Source organism: Microbacterium sp. M1A1_1b (assembly GCF_053345565.1).
In genome coordinates this window covers 775,775-793,004 of sequence record NZ_JBKFAJ010000001.1, presented here as the reverse complement: position 1 = coordinate 793,004, position 17,230 = coordinate 775,775, and the positions used below count along the sequence as shown (strand labels likewise).

The 17,230-nt window shown below is 70.1% G+C and carries 16 protein-coding genes; 15 read left to right on the top strand and 1 reads right to left on the bottom strand.

Annotation, left to right across the window (positions count from 1 at the left end; genetic code table 11):
- The first annotated feature begins 81 nt into the window (after window positions 1–81).
- The 12 genes from ftsZ (at window position 82) to ACLBWP_RS03880 (ending at window position 12,882) form a co-directional block, all read left to right on the top strand.
- Window positions 82–1,245 carry a cell division protein FtsZ gene (gene ftsZ / locus ACLBWP_RS03935; protein ID WP_447654140.1) on the top strand — a complete coding sequence of 388 codons (1,164 nt, stop codon included), beginning with the start codon at window positions 82–84 and terminating at the stop codon, window positions 1,243–1,245.
- A gap of 43 nt (window positions 1,246–1,288) precedes the next feature.
- Entirely contained in the window at window positions 1,289–2,014 is a 726-nt protein-coding gene (locus tag ACLBWP_RS03930; protein WP_447654139.1) for a YggS family pyridoxal phosphate-dependent enzyme, read from the top strand.
- A 61-nt stretch (window positions 2,015–2,075) separates the two neighbouring features.
- Window positions 2,076–2,642 (top strand): cell division protein SepF, encoded by a 567-nt coding sequence (locus ACLBWP_RS03925; protein WP_447654138.1) that lies wholly within the window; start codon window positions 2,076–2,078, stop codon window positions 2,640–2,642.
- A gap of 113 nt (window positions 2,643–2,755) precedes the next feature.
- Window positions 2,756–3,046 carry a YggT family protein gene (locus ACLBWP_RS03920; protein ID WP_447654137.1) on the top strand — a complete coding sequence of 97 codons (291 nt, stop codon included), beginning with the start codon at window positions 2,756–2,758 and terminating at the stop codon, window positions 3,044–3,046.
- 199 nt (window positions 3,047–3,245) lie between these two features.
- A complete protein-coding gene (locus tag ACLBWP_RS03915; RefSeq protein ID WP_447654136.1) occupies window positions 3,246–3,938 on the top strand; it encodes a DivIVA domain-containing protein in 693 nt (230 codons plus the stop codon).
- A 1-nt stretch (window position 3,939) separates the two neighbouring features.
- Window positions 3,940–4,629 (top strand): signal peptidase II, encoded by a 690-nt coding sequence (lspA, locus tag ACLBWP_RS03910; protein WP_447654135.1) that lies wholly within the window; start codon window positions 3,940–3,942, stop codon window positions 4,627–4,629.
- Window positions 4,626–5,555, top strand: coding sequence for an RluA family pseudouridine synthase (locus tag ACLBWP_RS03905; RefSeq protein ID WP_243563706.1), 930 nt, complete (start codon window positions 4,626–4,628; stop codon window positions 5,553–5,555). Before lspA ends, ACLBWP_RS03905 begins: the two co-directional genes overlap by 4 nt.
- Window positions 5,556–5,699: 144 nt before the next feature.
- The gene (dnaE, locus tag ACLBWP_RS03900; protein ID WP_243563841.1) at window positions 5,700–9,182 is read left to right on the top strand and encodes a DNA polymerase III subunit alpha; all 3,483 of its coding nucleotides are present in this window, start codon (window positions 5,700–5,702) and stop codon (window positions 9,180–9,182) included.
- 3 nt (window positions 9,183–9,185) lie between these two features.
- Window positions 9,186–10,004, top strand: a complete 819-nt coding sequence (locus tag ACLBWP_RS03895; protein ID WP_447654134.1) for a hypothetical protein — start codon at window positions 9,186–9,188, stop codon at window positions 10,002–10,004.
- A complete protein-coding gene (gene hisD, locus ACLBWP_RS03890; protein WP_447654133.1) occupies window positions 10,001–11,308 on the top strand; it encodes a histidinol dehydrogenase in 1,308 nt (435 codons plus the stop codon). The genes ACLBWP_RS03895 and hisD overlap by 4 nt, the downstream gene beginning before the upstream one ends.
- A gap of 12 nt (window positions 11,309–11,320) precedes the next feature.
- Window positions 11,321–11,809 carry a transcriptional regulator NrdR gene (gene nrdR / locus ACLBWP_RS03885; protein ID WP_243563703.1) on the top strand — a complete coding sequence of 163 codons (489 nt, stop codon included), beginning with the start codon at window positions 11,321–11,323 and terminating at the stop codon, window positions 11,807–11,809.
- Entirely contained in the window at window positions 11,806–12,882 is a 1,077-nt protein-coding gene (locus tag ACLBWP_RS03880; protein ID WP_308221906.1) for a quinone-dependent dihydroorotate dehydrogenase, read from the top strand. The genes nrdR and ACLBWP_RS03880 overlap by 4 nt, the downstream gene beginning before the upstream one ends.
- Window positions 12,883–13,344: 462 nt before the next feature.
- On the opposite strand, the gene ACLBWP_RS03875 is transcribed toward ACLBWP_RS03880, so the two are convergent.
- Window positions 13,345–13,920: a DUF3043 domain-containing protein gene (locus ACLBWP_RS03875; RefSeq protein ID WP_447654132.1), complete on the bottom strand. Its 576-nt coding sequence runs from the start codon at window positions 13,918–13,920 to the stop codon at window positions 13,345–13,347.
- 72 nt (window positions 13,921–13,992) lie between these two features.
- On the opposite strand from ACLBWP_RS03875, the gene ACLBWP_RS03870 reads away from it, so the two are divergent.
- The 3 genes from ACLBWP_RS03870 to ctaC all read left to right on the top strand — a co-directional run bounded on the left by ACLBWP_RS03870 (window position 13,993) and on the right by ctaC (window position 17,221).
- Complete coding sequence (locus ACLBWP_RS03870; RefSeq protein ID WP_447654131.1) at window positions 13,993–15,453, top strand: M20/M25/M40 family metallo-hydrolase; 1,461 nt, start codon at window positions 13,993–13,995, stop codon at window positions 15,451–15,453.
- A 172-nt stretch (window positions 15,454–15,625) separates the two neighbouring features.
- Complete coding sequence (erpA, locus tag ACLBWP_RS03865) at window positions 15,626–16,021, top strand: iron-sulfur cluster insertion protein ErpA (RefSeq protein WP_243563700.1); 396 nt, start codon at window positions 15,626–15,628, stop codon at window positions 16,019–16,021.
- A gap of 300 nt (window positions 16,022–16,321) precedes the next feature.
- Window positions 16,322–17,221, top strand: a complete 900-nt coding sequence (ctaC, locus tag ACLBWP_RS03860) for an aa3-type cytochrome oxidase subunit II (protein ID WP_243563699.1) — start codon at window positions 16,322–16,324, stop codon at window positions 17,219–17,221.
- Window positions 17,222–17,230 lie beyond the last annotated feature (9 nt).

Here is a 17,230-nt window from a genome sequence, read left to right as displayed (position 1 = left end):
GTCGTCGCAAGCACCACACCTAGCAGCAAAGACCCTGAACTTCAAGTAAAGGTTGAGGGTTCAAACGGAGGCCGGACTCACGTGACCACGAACCACAACTACCTCGCCGTGATCAAGGTCGTCGGTGTCGGCGGCGGCGGCGTCAACGCCGTCAACCGCATGATCGAGCTGGGCCTCCGTGGGGTCGAGTTCATCGCGATCAACACCGACGCCCAGGCGCTGCTGCTCAGCGACGCCGATGTCAAGCTCGACGTCGGCCGCGAGATCACCCGCGGCCTGGGCGCCGGCGCGGACCCCGAGGTCGGCCGACGTGCCGCCGAGGACCACGCCGAGGAGATCGAAGAGGCCCTCGCCGGTGCGGACATGGTCTTCGTCACCGCCGGTGAAGGCGGTGGGACCGGCACGGGTGGTGCTCCCGTCGTCGCCCGCATCGCGAAGTCGATCGGCGCGCTCACCATCGGCGTCGTCACCAAGCCGTTCAGCTTCGAGGGCAAGCGTCGTCAGTCGCAGGCCGAGAACGGTGTCGCCGGGCTCAAGGACGAGGTCGACACGCTCATCGTCGTGCCGAACGACCGGCTGCTCGAGATCTCGGACCGCGGCATCTCGATGGTCGAGGCCTTCGCGACCGCCGACCAGGTGCTGCTCGCCGGCGTGCAGGGCATCACCGACCTGATCACGACCCCGGGTCTGATCAACCTCGACTTCGCCGACGTCAAGAGCGTCATGCAGGGTGCGGGTTCCGCGCTCATGGGCATCGGGTCGTCGCGCGGGGCCGACCGCGCCATCAAGGCCGCCGAGCTCGCCGTCGCGTCGCCGCTGCTCGAGGCCTCGATCGACGGTGCGCACGGCGTGCTGCTCTCGATCCAGGGTGGCTCGAACCTCGGCATCTTCGAGATCAACGACGCCGCACGCCTGGTGCAGGAAGCCGTCCACCCCGAGGCGAACATCATCTTCGGTGCGGTCATCGACGACACCCTCGGCGACGAGGTCCGAGTCACGGTCATCGCCGCCGGCTTCGACGGCGGCGAGCCATCGTCGCAGGTCAAGGAACGTCGGGCCAGCTGGGTCGACCCCGAGTCGAACGCCACGGCGCCCGTTGCCGGTGGCTCGCACGCCATCGAGGACTCGACCACGTCCAGCCCGTCGTGGGCGTCCTCCGAGCACGAGCCGCCGACGCAGCGTGCCGCCGACCCGGCCTTCGACGGTGACGACGACGAGCTCGACGTCCCCGACTTCCTGAAGTGACCCGTCCTGCAGTGACCCGTCCTGCAGTGACCCGTCTGCGCGCGTGAGCGACGCCGCCCAGCGTGAGCCGAGCCTCCCGTCCGACACCGGACCGGAGGCTCGACTCGCGTCCGTCAGACAGGGCATCGCCGACGCGGCGCGAGCCGCAGGGCGGTCCGCCGACGAGCTGACGCTGGTCGTCGTGACGAAGTACCACCCGGCGTCGCTCGTGCGCGAGCTCGCCGCGCTGGGCGTCACCGACGTGGGGGAGAACCGCCACCAAGAGGCCCAGGCCAAGGCCGCCGAACTCGCCGACCTCGGGCTCACGTGGCACTTCGTCGGCCAGCTGCAGTCGAAGAAGGCCCGCCAGGCACGCCGCTACGCCCACGTCGTGCAGTCCCTCGACCGCGACTCGGTGGTGGACGCGTTCGCACCGACCGAGGCCGAGCCGGAGCCGCCCGTGATCGACGGGTTCGTCCAGGTGAACCTGACCGACGACCCCGACCGCGGTGGCGTCCAGCCCGAGGCCGTCGACGCGATGGTCGAGCGTGTGCTGGCCACCGGCACGATCCGTCTGCGTGGCGTGATGGCGGTCGCCCCGCTCGGCCAGGACCCGCGTCCGGCGTTCGCCCGGCTGCGCGGCATCTCCGAGCGCGTCCGCCTGATCGCCCCCGGTGCGACCGACATCTCCGCCGGCATGAGCGGTGACTACGCCGAAGCGATCGCCGAGGGCGCGACACACCTGCGGATCGGGACGGCAATCACGGGAAACCGGCCGACCGCGCCCTAGCCTCGACACAGTACATCCCGAGCAGCGGGGCACGACGTGCACGCACACCCCTGGAGGAACCATGGCCGGTCCGTTGAAGAAGACGATGGTCTACCTCGGCCTCGCCGACGAGGAACTCGAGTACGAGGACGAGCAGCCGACGCAGCACCAGCAGCGCGCGCAGCAGGCCTCGGCACCCGCGGCGACGCACCACGACGCCCCGGCGGCAGCAGCCCCCGCGGCAGCGCCCGCAGCGGCCCCCGTCGAGACGAAGGTCCCGCACACCCAGCACCAGCGCGGCGCGCAGGTCACCCCGCTCCGCCGCTCGCACACGACCGCACAGAAGGCGACCCCGGTCCAGGAAATGAACGAGATCCTCACCGTCCACCCGCGCGAGTACAAGGACGCCCAGTCCATCGCCGAGAGCTTCCGCGACGGCATCCCCGTCATCATCAACCTCTCGCAGATGACCGAGTCGGACGCCCGTCGCATGATCGACTTCGCGAGCGGCCTGTCGCTCGGGCTGTACGGCAAGATCGAGCGCGTCACGAACAAGGTCTTCCTGCTCTCTCCCGCCCACGTCGCAGTGAGCGGTGAGGCGCCCGAGGTAGAGTCCGACATCGAGGCGTCCTTCTTCGCCCAGTCCTGAGCCGTCACGTCCCGGGGTCCCCGTGACCCCGTGGCGCCGCCCAGGCCCACCCGCCCTGTGCACGGTGCTCTACCCGGGCCGTGCACCCGAGACGAGCGAGCCGCACCGTGTCCGTGATCTTCACGATCCTGTACTTCCTGCTCCTGCTGTACTTCTTCGTGCTCTGGGGGCGGTTCGCGCTGGACATGGTGCAGGCGTTCAACCGCTCGTGGCGTCCCCGCGGCGGCATGCTCGTCGTCGCCGAGGTCGTCTACACGACCACCGACCCGCCGATCCGCACGGTCCGTCGGGCGCTCCCGCCGCTGCGCATGGGCGCGGTCGCACTCGACTTCGGCTGGTCCATCGTGATGCTCGTCACGATCATCCTGATGAGCATCGTGCGGGTCATCTCGGTCACGGTCTGACCCGCCTCCCCGATCCGCGGCTGGCCGCGACACGCGCCACGCCCGGTCCACGATCACGGTTCCGGTCGGTCGTCGGTGTACGGTTGACGGGATCGATGTCCGCGCAGGTGGGCATCCGCACCGTGAGTTCTGCGCCTGGTACGTTCGGGCGCAACGTTTCGGTTCCACACGTTCAGCAGTTCTATTGAGGTGACGGCAAATGGCTTTGACGCCGGAAGACGTAGTCAACAAGCGGTTCCAGCCGACCAAGTTCCGCGAGGGCTACGACCAGGACGAGGTCGATGACTTCCTGGACGAGGTCGTCGTCGAGCTGCGCCGTCTGACCCAGGAGAACGAGGAGCTCCGGCAGCGCCTGCAGGCCGCCGAGTCGGCGCCCAAGCCGGCCGCCGCCGCAGAGCCCGCTCCCGCTCCGACCCCCGAGCCCGAGCCCGAGCCGGCCCCCGTCGCCGCCGCTCCGGAGCCGGCTCCGGTCGCCGCCGCCGCACCGACCACCACGGTCAACCCGGACGACGACACCGAGGGCACGACCAACCTGCTGACGCTCGCACGTCGCCTGCACGAGGAGCACGTCCGCGAGGGCGTCGAGAAGCGCGACGCGCTCATCGCCGAGGGCCAGGCCCAGGCAGCGCGTCTCGTCTCCGAAGCCGAGGCCAAGCAGCGTCAGATCATCGCTGACACCGAGAACACCAACCGCCAGCGCGTGCAGGTGCTCGAGGGCGAGCAGCGTCAGCTCGAGGGCAAGATCGACGAGCTGCGCACCTTCGAGCGCGACTACCGCGCCCAGCTCAAGAGCTACATCCAGGGCCAGCTGAGCGAGCTCGACGCGTCGTCGAGCACCGAGCAGTCGGGCCTCACCCCCGCGCCGGCCTCGGCGCAGGGCTTCGGCAACTGAGTTGACCCAGCAGCAAGACCAACGAGCGAAGGTCAGTGTCCGCGCGATCGCGGCACTGGCCTTCGCCGCTGTCGTGGTGGTGGCGTTCGACCAGATCGTGAAGGCGCTGGTCGTCGCGAACCTGCCGTACGGGCAGGTCGTCCCGGTGCTCGGCGGCGCCCTGCAGTTCCTGTACGTCCGCAACCCCGGTGCCGCGTTCTCGTTCGCGGTGAACATGACGTGGGTGTTCTCGATCGTGTCGGCGGCCGTGGTCGTCGCGATCATCGTGTTCGCCCGGCGCATCCGGTCGATGTGGTGGGCGATCGTGCTCGGCATGCTGCTCGGCGGGGCGCTCGGCAACCTGCTCGACCGACTCTTCCGCGAGCCCGGCTTCGGCCGCGGGCACGTCGTCGACTTCATCTCGACGCCGTGGATGATGCCCGCGATCTACAACGTCGCCGACTCGTTCATCTGCATCAGCATGGTGGTCTTCGTGCTGCTGGTCGTCTTCGGGGTGAACCTCGACGGCACCAGGACGGTCTCGGACAAGAGCAAGAGCAAGAACACGAACACGACGCTGGCCGGCGCCGGCCGGGAGGACCGTGCCGGGTCCGCCACGGACGCCGCGGTCCCCGAGTCCGGAACGGTCACCGACGTGGCCGACACGACCCGGGCCTCCCGTCCTGACCCGCTGGGACACGACGCGACGTGAGCGAGTCCCGCCAACTCCCCGTGCCGGACGGGCTCGCCGGTGAGCGCGTGGACGCCGCCATCGCGAAGCTCCTGGGCTTCAGCCGGTCGTTCGCGGCCGAGGTCGTCGCCGCGGGTGGCGTGCGGGTCGACGGAGCCGTCGTCGACAAGTCCGACCGCCTGCACACCGATTCGTGGCTCGAGGTCGAGTGGACCCCGAAGGAAGCACCGCGCATCGTGCCTGCCGTCGTGCCGGGGATGACGATCGTGCACGACGACCAGGACATCGTCGTCGTCGACAAGCCCGTCGGCGTGGCCGCGCACCCGTCGCCCGGGTGGGACGGCCCGACCGTGCCGGGCGGGCTCGCCGCTGCGGGCTTCACGATCGCGACCTCGGGTGCCGCCGAGCGTGCGGGCATCGTGCACCGGCTGGACGTCGGCACGTCCGGGCTGATGGTGGTCGCGAAGACCGAGCTGGCGTACACGCACCTGAAGCGCGCCTTCAAGGAGCGCACGGTCGACAAGGTCTACCACGCCCTGGCGCAGGGGCATCCGGACCCGACCTCGGGCACCATCGACGCGCCCATCGGCCGGCACCCCTCGAGCGACTGGAAGTTCGCGGTCACGTCCGACGGCAAGCCGAGCGTGACGCACTACGCCACGCTCGAGGCGTTCCGGTCGGCGTCGCTGCTCGAGGTGCACCTGGAGACCGGTCGCACGCACCAGATCCGCGTGCACCTGGCCGCGACCCGGCATCCGCTGGTCGGGGACACGATGTACGGCGCCGACCCGGTGCTCGCCGCCGAGCTCGGGCTGACGCGCCAGTGGCTCGACGCGGTCCGGCTCGGGTTCCACCACCCGCGCACGGGCGACTGGGTGGAGTTCCAGGCGTCGTACCCCGACGACCTGCGGTCAGCGCTCGACCAGATCCGCGCCGCGTCGGTCTGACACGCGGACGGTCCAGACGACACGCCCGTGGGTGTCACCGCCCGCGGTTAGGCTGTCCGAGTCCCACACGCAGTTCGTTCGACCGGAGGCCCCGTGGCGAGTTCCGACTCCTTCGTCCACCTGCACGTGCACAGCGAGTACTCGATGCTCGACGGCGCCGCGCGACTGAACGACCTGGTCGCCGAGACGGCTGCCCAGGGCATGCCGGCGGTGGCCGTGACCGACCACGGCAACATGTTCGGCGCGTTCGAGTTCTGGAAGGCCGCCAAGGCCGGCGGCGTCAAGCCGATCATCGGGACCGAGGCCTACATCACCCCGGGCACGCACCGCTCCGACAAGACCCGTGTGCGCTGGGGCGACGGCGGCGGCGACGACGTGTCGGGCGCGGGCTCGTACACGCACATGACGATGTTCGCCGAGAACACCACGGGCATGCACAACCTGTTCCGGCTGTCGTCGAAGGCCTCGCTCGAGGGCTACTACTTCAAGCCGCGCATGGACCGCGAACTCCTCAGCGAGCACCACGAGGGCATCATCGCGACGACGGGCTGCCCGTCGGGCGAGGTCCAGACCCGCCTGCGTCTGGGGCAGTACGACGAGGCGATCAAGGCCGCGGCCGACTTCCGCGACATCTTCGGCAAGGAGAACTACTTCGCCGAGATCATGGACCACGGGCTCGAGATCGAGCGCCGGATCATGAGCGACCTGATCCGGCTGGCGAAGGACCTGGGCCTGCCGCTGGTCGGCACGAACGACCTGCACTACACGCACGCGCACGACGCCAAGTCGCACGCGGCACTGCTGTGCGTGCAGTCCGGCTCGACGCTCAACGACCCCAACCGGTTCAAGTTCGACGCCGACGAGTTCTACCTGAAGACCCCGCAGCAGATGCGGCACCTGTTCCGCGACAACATCGAGGCCTGCGACAACACGCTGCTCATCGCCGAGCGCTGCGACGTCGAGTTCGACACCGCGGCGAACTACATGCCGAAGTTCCCGGTGCCCGAGGGCGAGACCGAGCACAGCTGGTTCGAGAAAGAGGTGGCGAAGGGGCTGCAGTACCGCTATCCCGGCGGCATCTCGGACGAGGTCCAGGCGCGCGCCGACTACGAGGTCGGCATCATCAACCAGATGAACTTCCCCGGCTACTTCCTGGTGGTCGCCGACTTCATCAACTGGTCCAAGGACAACGGCATCCGCGTCGGTCCCGGCCGTGGTTCCGGTGCGGGCTCGATGGTGGCGTACGCGATGCGCATCACCGACCTCGACCCGATCCGGCACGGGTTGATCTTCGAGCGGTTCCTCAACCCGGACCGCGTCTCGATGCCCGACTTCGACGTCGACTTCGACGACCGGCGCCGCGGCGAGGCCATCAAGTACGTCACCGAGAAGTACGGGTCCGAACGCGTCGCGCAGATCGTGACGTACGGCACCATCAAGGCCAAGCAGGCGCTCAAGGACTCGTCGCGCGTGCTGGGCTTCCCGTTCGGCATGGGTGAGAAGCTCACCAAGGCGATGCCGCCGCCCGTGATGGGCAAGGACATCCCGCTCACCGGGATCTTCGACAAGGAGCACCCCCGCTACAAGGAGGCCGTCGACGTCCGCACCGTCGTCGAGACCGATCCCGAGGCCCGCACGGTGTTCGACACGGCGCTGGGACTTGAAGGCCTGAAGCGGCAGTGGGGCGTGCACGCCGCCGGCGTCATCATGTCGAGCGACCCGCTGATCGACATCATCCCGATCATGAAGCGGGAGCAGGACGGCCAGATCGTCACGCAGTTCGACTACCCGGCGTCCGAGTCCCTCGGGCTCATCAAGATGGACTTCCTGGGGCTGCGGAACCTGACGATCATCAGTGACGCGCTCGACAACATCAAGAGCAACCGGGGGACCGACCTCGACCTCGAGACCATGGGGCTCGAGGACCCCGAGGCGTACGCCCTGCTGCAGCGCGGTGACACCCTCGGCGTGTTCCAGCTCGACGGCGGCCCGATGCGCGGACTGCTGCGCCTGATGAAGCCCGACAACTTCGAGGACATCTCCGCGCTCATCGCCCTGTATCGCCCGGGGCCCATGGGGGCGAACTCGCACACCAACTACGCCCTCCGCAAGAACGGCGAGCAGGCGATCACGCCGATCCACCCCGAGCTCGAAGAGCCACTCAAGGACATCATCGGCACGACCTACGGCCTGATCATCTACCAGGAGCAGGTCATGGCCATCGCGCAGAAGGTCGCCGGGTTCTCGCTCGGTCAGGCCGACATCCTGCGCCGCGCGATGGGCAAGAAGAAGAAGTCCGAGCTGGACAAGCAGTATGCCGGCTTCGAGAAGGGCATGCTCGACAACGGCTACTCCGCCGCGGCGATCAAGACGCTGTGGGACATCCTGCTGCCGTTCTCCGACTACGCGTTCAACAAGGCGCACTCGGCGGCGTACGGTGTGGTGTCGTTCTGGACGGCGTACCTCAAGGCGCACTACCCGGCCGAGTACATGGCCGCGCTGCTCACCAGCGTCGGCGACGCCCGTGACAAGCTCGCGCTGTACCTGAACGAGTGCCGCCGCATGGGCATCCGGGTGATGCCCCCGGACGTCAACGAGTCGATCGGCTTCTTCGCGGCCGTCGGCAACGACATCCGCTTCGGCATGGGCGCGATCCGCAACGTCGGCTTCAACGTCGTCGACGACATCGTCAAGGCCCGCACCGAGAAGGGGACGTTCGAGTCGTTCCACGACTTCCTGCGGAAGATCCCGATCTCGTCCGCCAACAAGCGGACCGTCGAGTCGCTCATCAAGGCCGGTGCGTTCGACGAGTTCGGGGACAGCCGCCGCGCGCTGGTCGAGATCCACGAGGGTGCGGTCGAAGCCGCCGTCAAGGTCAAGCGCGACGAGGTCCACGGCAACGTCGGGTTCGACTTCGACTCGCTGTTCGCCGAGGTCGCCGAAGAGCAACCCGCCATGGCCGCGGTGTCGCAGGTGCCCGAACGGCCCGAGTGGTCCAAGCGCGACAAGCTCGCGTTCGAGCGCGACATGCTCGGGCTGTACGTCTCCGACCACCCGCTGGCCGGGCTCGAGATCGAGCTCGCGAAGCACCAGTCGATCACCATCGCCGACCTGCTCGGCGCGGACGACTCGGTCGAGGGCGAGACCGTCACGGTGGCCGGACTGCTGACGAGCGTGCAGCACCGCGTGGCGAAGACGAGCGGCAACCCGTACGGCATCGTCCAGATCGAGGACTTCGGCGGCGAGATCGGCGTGATGTTCCTGGGCAAGACGTACCAGGAGTTCGGGCCGTCGCTGGTGGCGGACTCGATCGTCGTGCTGCGCGGTCGCGTCAACGTCCGCGACGACGGCAAGGCCCTGCACGCGGTGAGCATGTTCCAGCCGAACCTGGGCGACGTGATGGGTTCCGGCCCGCTCACGCTCACCCTGCCCGAGCGCCAGGCGACCACCACGACGGTCACCGAGCTCGCCGCGGTGCTCGGCCGGCACACGGGCGACACCGAGGTCCGGCTCCGGCTGCTCAAGGACGACGTCGCCCGCACGTTCGAGCTGCCGTTCCCGGTCAACCTGACGCCCGACCTGTTCGGCGAGCTGAAGAGCCTGCTCGGGCCGCGCTGCCTGGTCTAGGCGATGACCGAGCTCACGGCACCGCGTCCGTCGGACGCGGTGCTGTGCGCGTTCGGCGTGGCCGGGGCGCCGCTCGAGCGGCTGCTGGGTGGCCAGGGGCAGACGTGGCGCGCGGGCGACGTCGTGGTCCGGCCGCACGGTGACGCGACGGAGGCCCGGTGGCGGTCCGACACGCTGGCGCGCCTTCCGCACACGGCCGCGTTCCGGACGCCACGCCCGGTGCCCACGACGGGCGGTGGCTGGCTCGCCGGTGGGTACGAGGCCTGGGAGTGGCTCGACGGCACGACCGACCCGACCCGGGTGGGCGACGTCATCGCTGCGGGGGCGGCGTTCCACCGGTCGGTGGCGGGGCTGCCGCGTCCGGCGTTCCTCGACCGGCTCGACGGCCCCTGGGCGACGGCCGACCGCCTGGTGTGGGACGGGTCACTGCCGGCGGACCCGACGCTCGACCGGCTCGCCGCGGCGTTCCGCCCGGTGACGTCACCGTCGCAGCTGATCCACGGCGACCTGCTCGGCAACGTGCTGTTCGCCGACGGGCAGCCGCCGGCCGTGTTCGACTGGGCACCGTACTGGCGACCCGCCGGGCTCGGTGCTGCGATCGCCGCCGTGGACGCGGTGTGCTGGCACGGCGTGCCGCTCGACCGGCTCCGGGCGCTCGGGACCGGCGTGCCGGAGTGGTCGCAGCTGCTCGTCCGCGCACTGGCCTTCCGCATCGTCACGCTGCACGAGCTGGGGGCGTGGGACCACGGCCAGGCCGACCACCACCGGCCGGTCGTCGACGCGCTCGTGCAGGGTGCCGCCGGTACGCTGGTCGTCTCATGATGCAGCGAATCGACCTCCGTGGCGGCCTGCCCGCCCGCGCCGAACTCCTCCGTCTCATGCCGCGTGCTGCGGGCGACATCGGGGCAGCCGTCGACGCGGCACGGGCACTGGTCGACGACGTCCGCGAGCGTGGTGCCACGGCGCTCCGCGAGCAGGCCGACCGGTTCGACGGCGGCGCGCCCGCGCACGTCCGCGTCCCCGCTGCCGACATCGCCGCCGCGGTCGCCGGCCTGAGCGCCGAACTCCGCAGCGCCCTCGACGAGGCCATCCGCCGTGTCCGTGCCGCCAGCGCGGCCCAGGTCCCCGCCCCGTCCGTGACCACCCTCGCCGACGGTGCCGAGGTCCACCAGCGCTGGCAGCCGATGCGCCGCGTCGGGCTGTACGTTCCCGGCGGCAAGGCCGTCTACCCGTCCAGCGTCGTCATGAACGTCGTCGCCGCGCAGGTCGCCGGCGTCCGTTCGATCGCCCTGGTGTCCCCGCCGCAGCGCCACCACGGCGGCGCGGTGCACCCGACGATCCTGGCCGCGGCCGGGCTGCTCGGTGTCGACGAGGTCTACGCGATGGGCGGTGCCGGCGCGGTCGGCGCGCTGGCGTACGGCGTGACCGAGATCGGCCTCGAACCGGTCGACCTGGTCACCGGTCCGGGCAACAACTACGTCGCCGCGGCCAAGCGCCTGGTGCGTGGCGTCGTGGGCATCGACTCCGAGGCCGGGGCCACCGAGATCCTGGTGATCGCGGACGACACCGCCGACCCGGGCTTCGTCGCCGCCGACCTCGTCAGCCAGGCCGAGCACGACGAGCAGGCCGGCAGCGTCCTGGTGACCACGTCGGCGGCGTTCGCCGATGCGGTCGAAGCCGCCATCCCCGAACGGACAGCCGTGCTGGGGACGGCTGCGCGCCTCCAGACCGCACTCGACGGACCGCAGTCTGCCGTCGTGCTGGTGGACTCGCTCGCCGACGCCGCCACTGTCAGCAACGCCTACGGGCCGGAGCACCTCGAGATCCAGACCGCGGACGACGACGCCGTGCTCGCCGACATCGACGCGGCCGGGGCCGTGTTCGTCGGTCCGAGCACCCCGGTCAGCCTGGGGGACTACCTGGCCGGGTCGAACCACGTGCTGCCGACGGGCGGCCAGGCGCGCTTCGGGTCCGGGCTGTCGGCGTCGACGTTCCTGCGCCCGCAGCAGGTCGTCCGGTACACCGCGGCCGCCCTCGGACAGGTCGCCCCGCACATCGTCGCCCTGGCGACCGAGGAGCAGCTGCCCGCGCACGCCGCCGCCGTGACGGAGCGCGTGAACCGATAGCCTGGGGTTGCCATGTTCTGCCCCTTCTGCCGCCACCCCGACTCCCGCGTCGTCGACTCCCGAACCAGCGACGACGGCACGTCGATCCGACGCCGACGTCAGTGCCCGAACTGCGGTCGGCGGTTCTCGACGACCGAGACCGCTTCGTTGAACGTCGTCAAGCGCAACGGTGTGCTCGAGCCGTTCTCGCGCGAGAAGATCATCTCCGGTGTCCGCAAGGCCTGCCAGGGGCGTCCGGTCACCGACTCGGATCTGGCCGTGCTGGCGCAGCGCGTCGAGGAGATCGTGCGCTCGTCCGGCGCCAGCCAGATCGACGCGAACGACATCGGCCTGGCGATCCTCGATCCCCTCCGTGAGCTCGACGAGGTCGCCTACCTGCGCTACGCCAGCGTCTACCAGGCGTTCGACTCGCTCGAGGACTTCGAGTCCGCGATCGGCCAGCTGCGCGTCGACCACCACGGCGCTGCCGGCGGTCGCTCGGCGGCCGGGGCCGACGCGTGAGCGGGGTCGGGGAACGACTCGTCCGCAACGGCTACCGGGTCGTGTTCCGGTCCGTGTTCGCGAACATGGACCCGGAACGCGCGCACCACATCGCCTTCGCCGTCATCCGGTGGTTGCCGCACGTGCCGTTCCTGGCCGGCACGGTCGAGCGGTACTCCCGCCCGGCGGCCGCCGACGGCGTCACGACGATGGGCATCCACTTCCCCTCGCGCTTCGGGCTGGCAGCGGGCTTCGACAAGGACGCCCGCGGCATCGTCGGCCTCGGGCTGCTCGGCTTCGGGCACGTCGAGGTCGGCACGATCACCGCGAAGCCGCAGCCGGGCAACGAGAAGCCGCGGCTGTTCCGGCTCATCGGCGACCGCGCGCTGATCAACCGGATGGGCTTCAACAACCGTGGTGCGGCCGCTGCCGCACGCCGGCTCGAACGTGCCCGCCGGCACCCGGGGCGCCCCGTCATCGGCGTGAACATCGGCAAGAGCCGTGTCGTCGACGTCGCGGACGCCCTCGACGACTACCTCGAGTCGACCCGGTTGCTCGCACCGTTCGCGGACTACCTCGCGGTGAACGTCAGCTCCCCGAACACGCCCGGCCTGCGTGGTCTGCAGGAACTCGACCAGCTCCGCCCGCTGCTGTCCGGCGTCAAGGACGCTGCCGGTCGGGTGCCCGTGCTCGTGAAGATCGCGCCGGACCTGACCGACGAGCAGATCGCGGCGATCGCCGGTCTGGCGGTCGAGCTCGGACTCGCCGGCGTGATCGCGAACAACACCACGATCGACCGGTCCGGGCTGACCGCCTCGGCCGCGTCCGTCGACGCCATGGGTGCCGGCGGGCTGTCCGGGGCGCCGATCGCCGCGCGGTCGCTCGACGTGCTGCGGCGCGTGCGGGCTGCCGTGCCGGACGACTTCTGCGTCATCGCCGTCGGGGGAGTGACCTCCGAGGCCGACGTGCAGGCGCGGCTCGATGCCGGAGCCACCCTGGTGCAGGGCTACACCGCGTTCCTGTACGAGGGGCCGACCTGGGCGACGCGGATCAACCGGCTGCGCCGGCGGCGGTTGCGGCGCGCTGCGCGCTGAGGCGCGTGCTGCACCCGCAGGTGCGTGCCCGCCGGGCCGCACGCCCGCTTGCCCGAGTGGTCACGACACCCCGCTCACGTCCGCCGAGGGGTCACGATTCGTCGGTCGCGGGCGTCGGGTGCGACGAATCGTGACCGCTCGACGGAGAGCCGCCGGGGTGTTGTGACCAGCCGCGGGACTGGAGGCGCGGGGCGGTGCCGCCACGAGCCTCCTGTCCGGTGTGGGGGGGCGTCCCGCCCGCTCGCCACGCCCGCCACGATGGGTCACGACACCCCGCTCACGTCCGCCGAGGGGTCACGAATCGTCGGTTGCAGGCGTCGGGCGCGACGAATCGTGACCGCTCGGCGGAACGCCGCCGGGGTGTCGTGACCACTCGACGGACGGAGGCCCCCCGCACCGACCCCGGGCCCCACGCACGACGAAGCGCCGCCGGCCAGGCCGACGGCGCTTCCGGAACGCGACTCAGAGCGCGGGGTGCTGCCCGCGCTTGACCTGCGGCTTCGGCAGGCGCAGGAAGCGCAGCTGCCACGCCCGCGTCAGGATGTAGAGGAACGTGCCCTTCTGCATGGAGCCGAACTTCGCGGTGAGCTTCTTGCGCAGGATGGCCCACAGGATCACGCAGTCCAGCAGGAACAGCGCCACGAAGGCCCAGACGAGCAGGAGTGCGTACGAGGCTGCCGCCGTCTGCGCCGCCACGAACCCGACGATCAGGAACACGACCAGCACGGGCATCATGACCTCGCCCACGTTCCAGCGGGAGTCGATGGTGTCGCGGACGAACCGGCGCTGCTCGCCGCGGTCCTTGGCGGGAAGGTAGCGCTCTTCGCCGTTGGCCATGCCGACGCGGGCCTTCTCGCGCTCGGAGTTCAGTCGAGCACGGGCGGCCTTCTTGTCCACCGGGGTGTTGCCCACCAGCGGACGGCGGTTGGCGGCTTCACGCTCGCGACGGGACGGCGTCGGACGGCCCTTGCCCGCTTCGAGCAGTTCCTCTTCCGAGGGCTCTGCTGTCGTGTTGGTCTTGGGTGCTGCCTTGGCCACGGTGATTCCTGCTGTCGGTGAGCGGTGCGCCGAGGGGAGCCCCGGTGCTTGTCGTCCTCTAGATTACCGGGCATGACCGACACCCAACAGTCCGCACCCGCGACCGACCCCGAGCTCCTCGACGCCCTCCGCGAACAGGTGCACGGCGACCTGCCCCGGACGATCGCGGACCTGTCCGCCCTGGTGCGGATCCCGTCGGTGTCGTGGTCCGCGTTCGATCCCGCGCACGTGCGCCGGAACGCCGAGGCCGTCGCGGAACTCGCGCGCGGCACGGGCGTGTTCGACGAGGTCCGCATCGTCCGGAGCGCGGTCGAGGGCGAGACCCCGTCAGGTGCATCCGACGCGACCGGCATCGAGCACCAGGGCGTCGAACTCGGACAGCCCGCGATCCTGGCCGTCCGACCGGCGCGGAACGGCCGACCGACGGTGATGCTCTACGCCCACCACGACGTGCAGCCGCAGGGCGACGACGCCCTGTGGGAGACGCCGCCGTTCGAGCCCACGCTCCGCGGCGACCGCCTGTACGGCCGCGGTGCCTCGGACGACAAGGCCGGCGTGATGACGCACATCGCCTCGCTCCGCGCACTGCACGCCCGCTTCGGCGACGACCTCGACCTGGGCGTCGTCCTGTTCGTCGAGGGGGAAGAGGAGTTCGGCTCCCGGTCGTTCCGCACCTTCCTGCGCGAGCAGAAGGCGCACCTGGCGGCCGACGTCATCGTCGTGGCGGACAGCGACAACTGGTCCACCGAGGTCCCGGCGATCACCGTCTCGCTCCGCGGCAACGTGACGTTCAAGCTGACCCTGACGACACTCGAGCACGCCAGCCACAGCGGCATGTTCGGGGGAGCGGCGCCGGACGCGATGCTGCCGATGGTGCGCCTGCTCGCCTCGTTGCACGACGACCAGGGCTCGGTCGCGGTCGAGGGGCTGACGGCGTACGACGCGCCCGTGCCCGAGCGGTCCGAGGACGAACTCGCGAAGGACGCCGCGCTGGTCGAGGGTGTCCGCCCGGTCGGCACCGGTGACGTGCTGTCCCGCATTTGGTTCCAGCCGTCGATCACGGTGACGGGCATGGACGTGCCGAGCGTCGCGAACGCCTCGAACACGCTGCTGCCCACCGTCGCCGCCCGGGTGTCGGTGCGGGTGGCTCCTGGACAGTCGGCACGCGAGGCCGCGGCCGCCGTCGAACGCCACATCCGCGCGCACACGCCGTTCGGAGCGCGCGTCGAGATCAGCGAGCCGGACGCCGGCGACGGGTTCCTGGTCGACACGAGCGGCTGGGCGGTGCGTGAGGCGCGGACCGCCATGGCCGAGGGCTGGGGTGCCGCCCCGGTCGAGCAGGGCATCGGTGGTTCGATCCCGTTCGTGTCCGACCTGGCGGCCGAGTTCCCGGACGCGCAGATCCTGGTCACCGGCGTCGAGGACCCCGACACGCGGGCGCACAGCCCGAACGAGTCGCAGCACCTCGGGGTGCTGCACCGCGCGATCGCCAGCGAGACGATCCTGTTGGCCCGGTTGGCGACGCGCGCCTGACGGCCCGACCACCGGACAGGAGGCCCGGCGCGACCCCGCCCCGAGCCTCCTGTCCGCCCGTGGTGCGGTCCCGGTTCTCCACAGGCAGCCGCCGGATGGTGCGGACCGTCGGGGGCGGTGCTTACAATCGAGACGACGGCGGTGATCTGCACCGCCCGGAGGGAGACGCGCGATGAGCGACACCATCACGAGCGAAGCCACCGCGACGAACGCGATCGCGACGGACACCACCACGAGCGCGACGCACGCCGTGCAGCTCAGTGACGCCGCCGCGGGCAAGGTCGCCAGCCTCCTCGAGCAGGAAGGCCGCGACGACCTGCGTCTGCGCCTGGCCGTCCAGCCCGGTGGCTGCTCGGGCCTGATCTACCAGCTCTACTTCGACGAGCGCCTGCTCGACGGTGACACCACCGCCGAGTTCGACGGGGTCGAGGTCGTCGTCGACAAGATGAGCGTGCCGTACCTCGACGGTGCCACGATCGACTTCGAGGACACGATCCAGAAGCAGGGCTTCACGATCGACAACCCGAACGCCCAGGGCAGCTGCGCCTGCGGTGACAGCTTCCACTGATCCGGACCGACTTCCGGCACACGCGCGGACGGGGAGTGACCGACATGGTCGCTCCCCGTCCGCGTTCTGCGTCGGGAACATCCGGTGACCGCATCGAGCCCGCGGTGACCAGGGAAAACGCGTGCTGCGACCGCGCGGAACCGGCCCCCAGGCGTGTCGCGTGTGCACTGAGTGTCACCAGCTGCGAGTAAGCTAGGAGTGTCCCAACCAAGCTGGGAGCCAGCCATGGATCGCCTCGGTGATCCGCCGTCGGTCTCCGACGGGCTGAGCCCACGGCTTCAGTTCTTCCGAGAGGTAACAGTGCGTTCGAATCGCCGTATACGTTGGGCGGCCGTCCCGGTGGCCGTCGGTCTGGTCATCGCACTGGCGGGCTGCTCGCAGCAGCAGCTCAACGGATGGCTCCCGGGCACCGAGGAGACGAAGGACGTCACCAACCACACCAGCCGCGTCGTCGGCCTGTGGACCACCAGCTGGATCGTCCTGCTGGCCGTCGGTCTCATCGTCTGGGGCCTGATCATCTGGGCAGCGATCGTGTACCGCCGCCGGAAGGGCCAGACCGGCCTGCCCGTGCAGATGCGCTACAACATGCCGCTCGAGATCTTCTACACGATCGTGCCGCTGATCCTGGTGCTCGGCTTCTTCGCCTTCACTGCCAAGGACCAAGCCGCCATCGAGAAGCCGTTCGCGCAGCCCGACACCACGGTGCACGTGTACGGCAAGCGCTGGGCGTGGGACTTCAACTACATCGACCAGAACGACCCCTCGAAGAGCGTCTACTACCAGGGCATCCAGGCCCAGGAAGAAGAGAACGGCAACGGCTCGATCGACGAGTCGCAGCTGCCGACGCTCTACCTGCCGGTCGGCAAGAAGGTCAAGATCGAGCTCGACTCGCGCGACGTGGACCACTCCTTCTGGGTCATCGACTTCCTCTACAAGAAGGACATGCTCCCCGGCAAGACGAACTACGAGTACTTCATCCCCCAGAAGGAAGGCACGTACCAGGGCAAGTGCGCCGAGCTCTGCGGCGAGTACCACTCCCTGATGCTCTTCCAGGTGAAGGTCGTGTCGCCCGCCAAGTACCAGGACTACCTCGACACGCTCAAGGACCAGGGCAAGGTCGGACTGCTCGGCAACGAGTACAACACCAACACGAACCAGCCTGACAACAAGGCGCCCGTCACGGCGTCGGACGACAAGTAGGGGCTCGCC

Excerpts from the sequence above, each read along its gene's own strand:
- ACLBWP_RS03925 (WP_447654138.1), top strand. The coding sequence starts at position 2,076 with ATGGCCGGTCCGTTGAAGAAGACGATGGTCTACCTCGGCCTCGCCGAC.
- erpA (WP_243563700.1), top strand. The coding sequence starts at position 15,626 with ATGAGCGACACCATCACGAGCGAAGCCACCGCGACGAACGCGATCGCG.
- ACLBWP_RS03915 (WP_447654136.1), top strand. The coding sequence starts at position 3,246 with ATGGCTTTGACGCCGGAAGACGTAGTCAACAAGCGGTTCCAGCCGACC.
- hisD (WP_447654133.1), top strand. The coding sequence starts at position 10,001 with ATGATGCAGCGAATCGACCTCCGTGGCGGCCTGCCCGCCCGCGCCGAA.
- dnaE (WP_243563841.1), top strand. The coding sequence starts at position 5,700 with ATGCTCGACGGCGCCGCGCGACTGAACGACCTGGTCGCCGAGACGGCT.
- ACLBWP_RS03895 (WP_447654134.1), top strand. The coding sequence starts at position 9,186 with ATGACCGAGCTCACGGCACCGCGTCCGTCGGACGCGGTGCTGTGCGCG.
- nrdR (WP_243563703.1), top strand. The coding sequence starts at position 11,321 with ATGTTCTGCCCCTTCTGCCGCCACCCCGACTCCCGCGTCGTCGACTCC.
- ACLBWP_RS03870 (WP_447654131.1), top strand. The coding sequence starts at position 13,993 with ATGACCGACACCCAACAGTCCGCACCCGCGACCGACCCCGAGCTCCTC.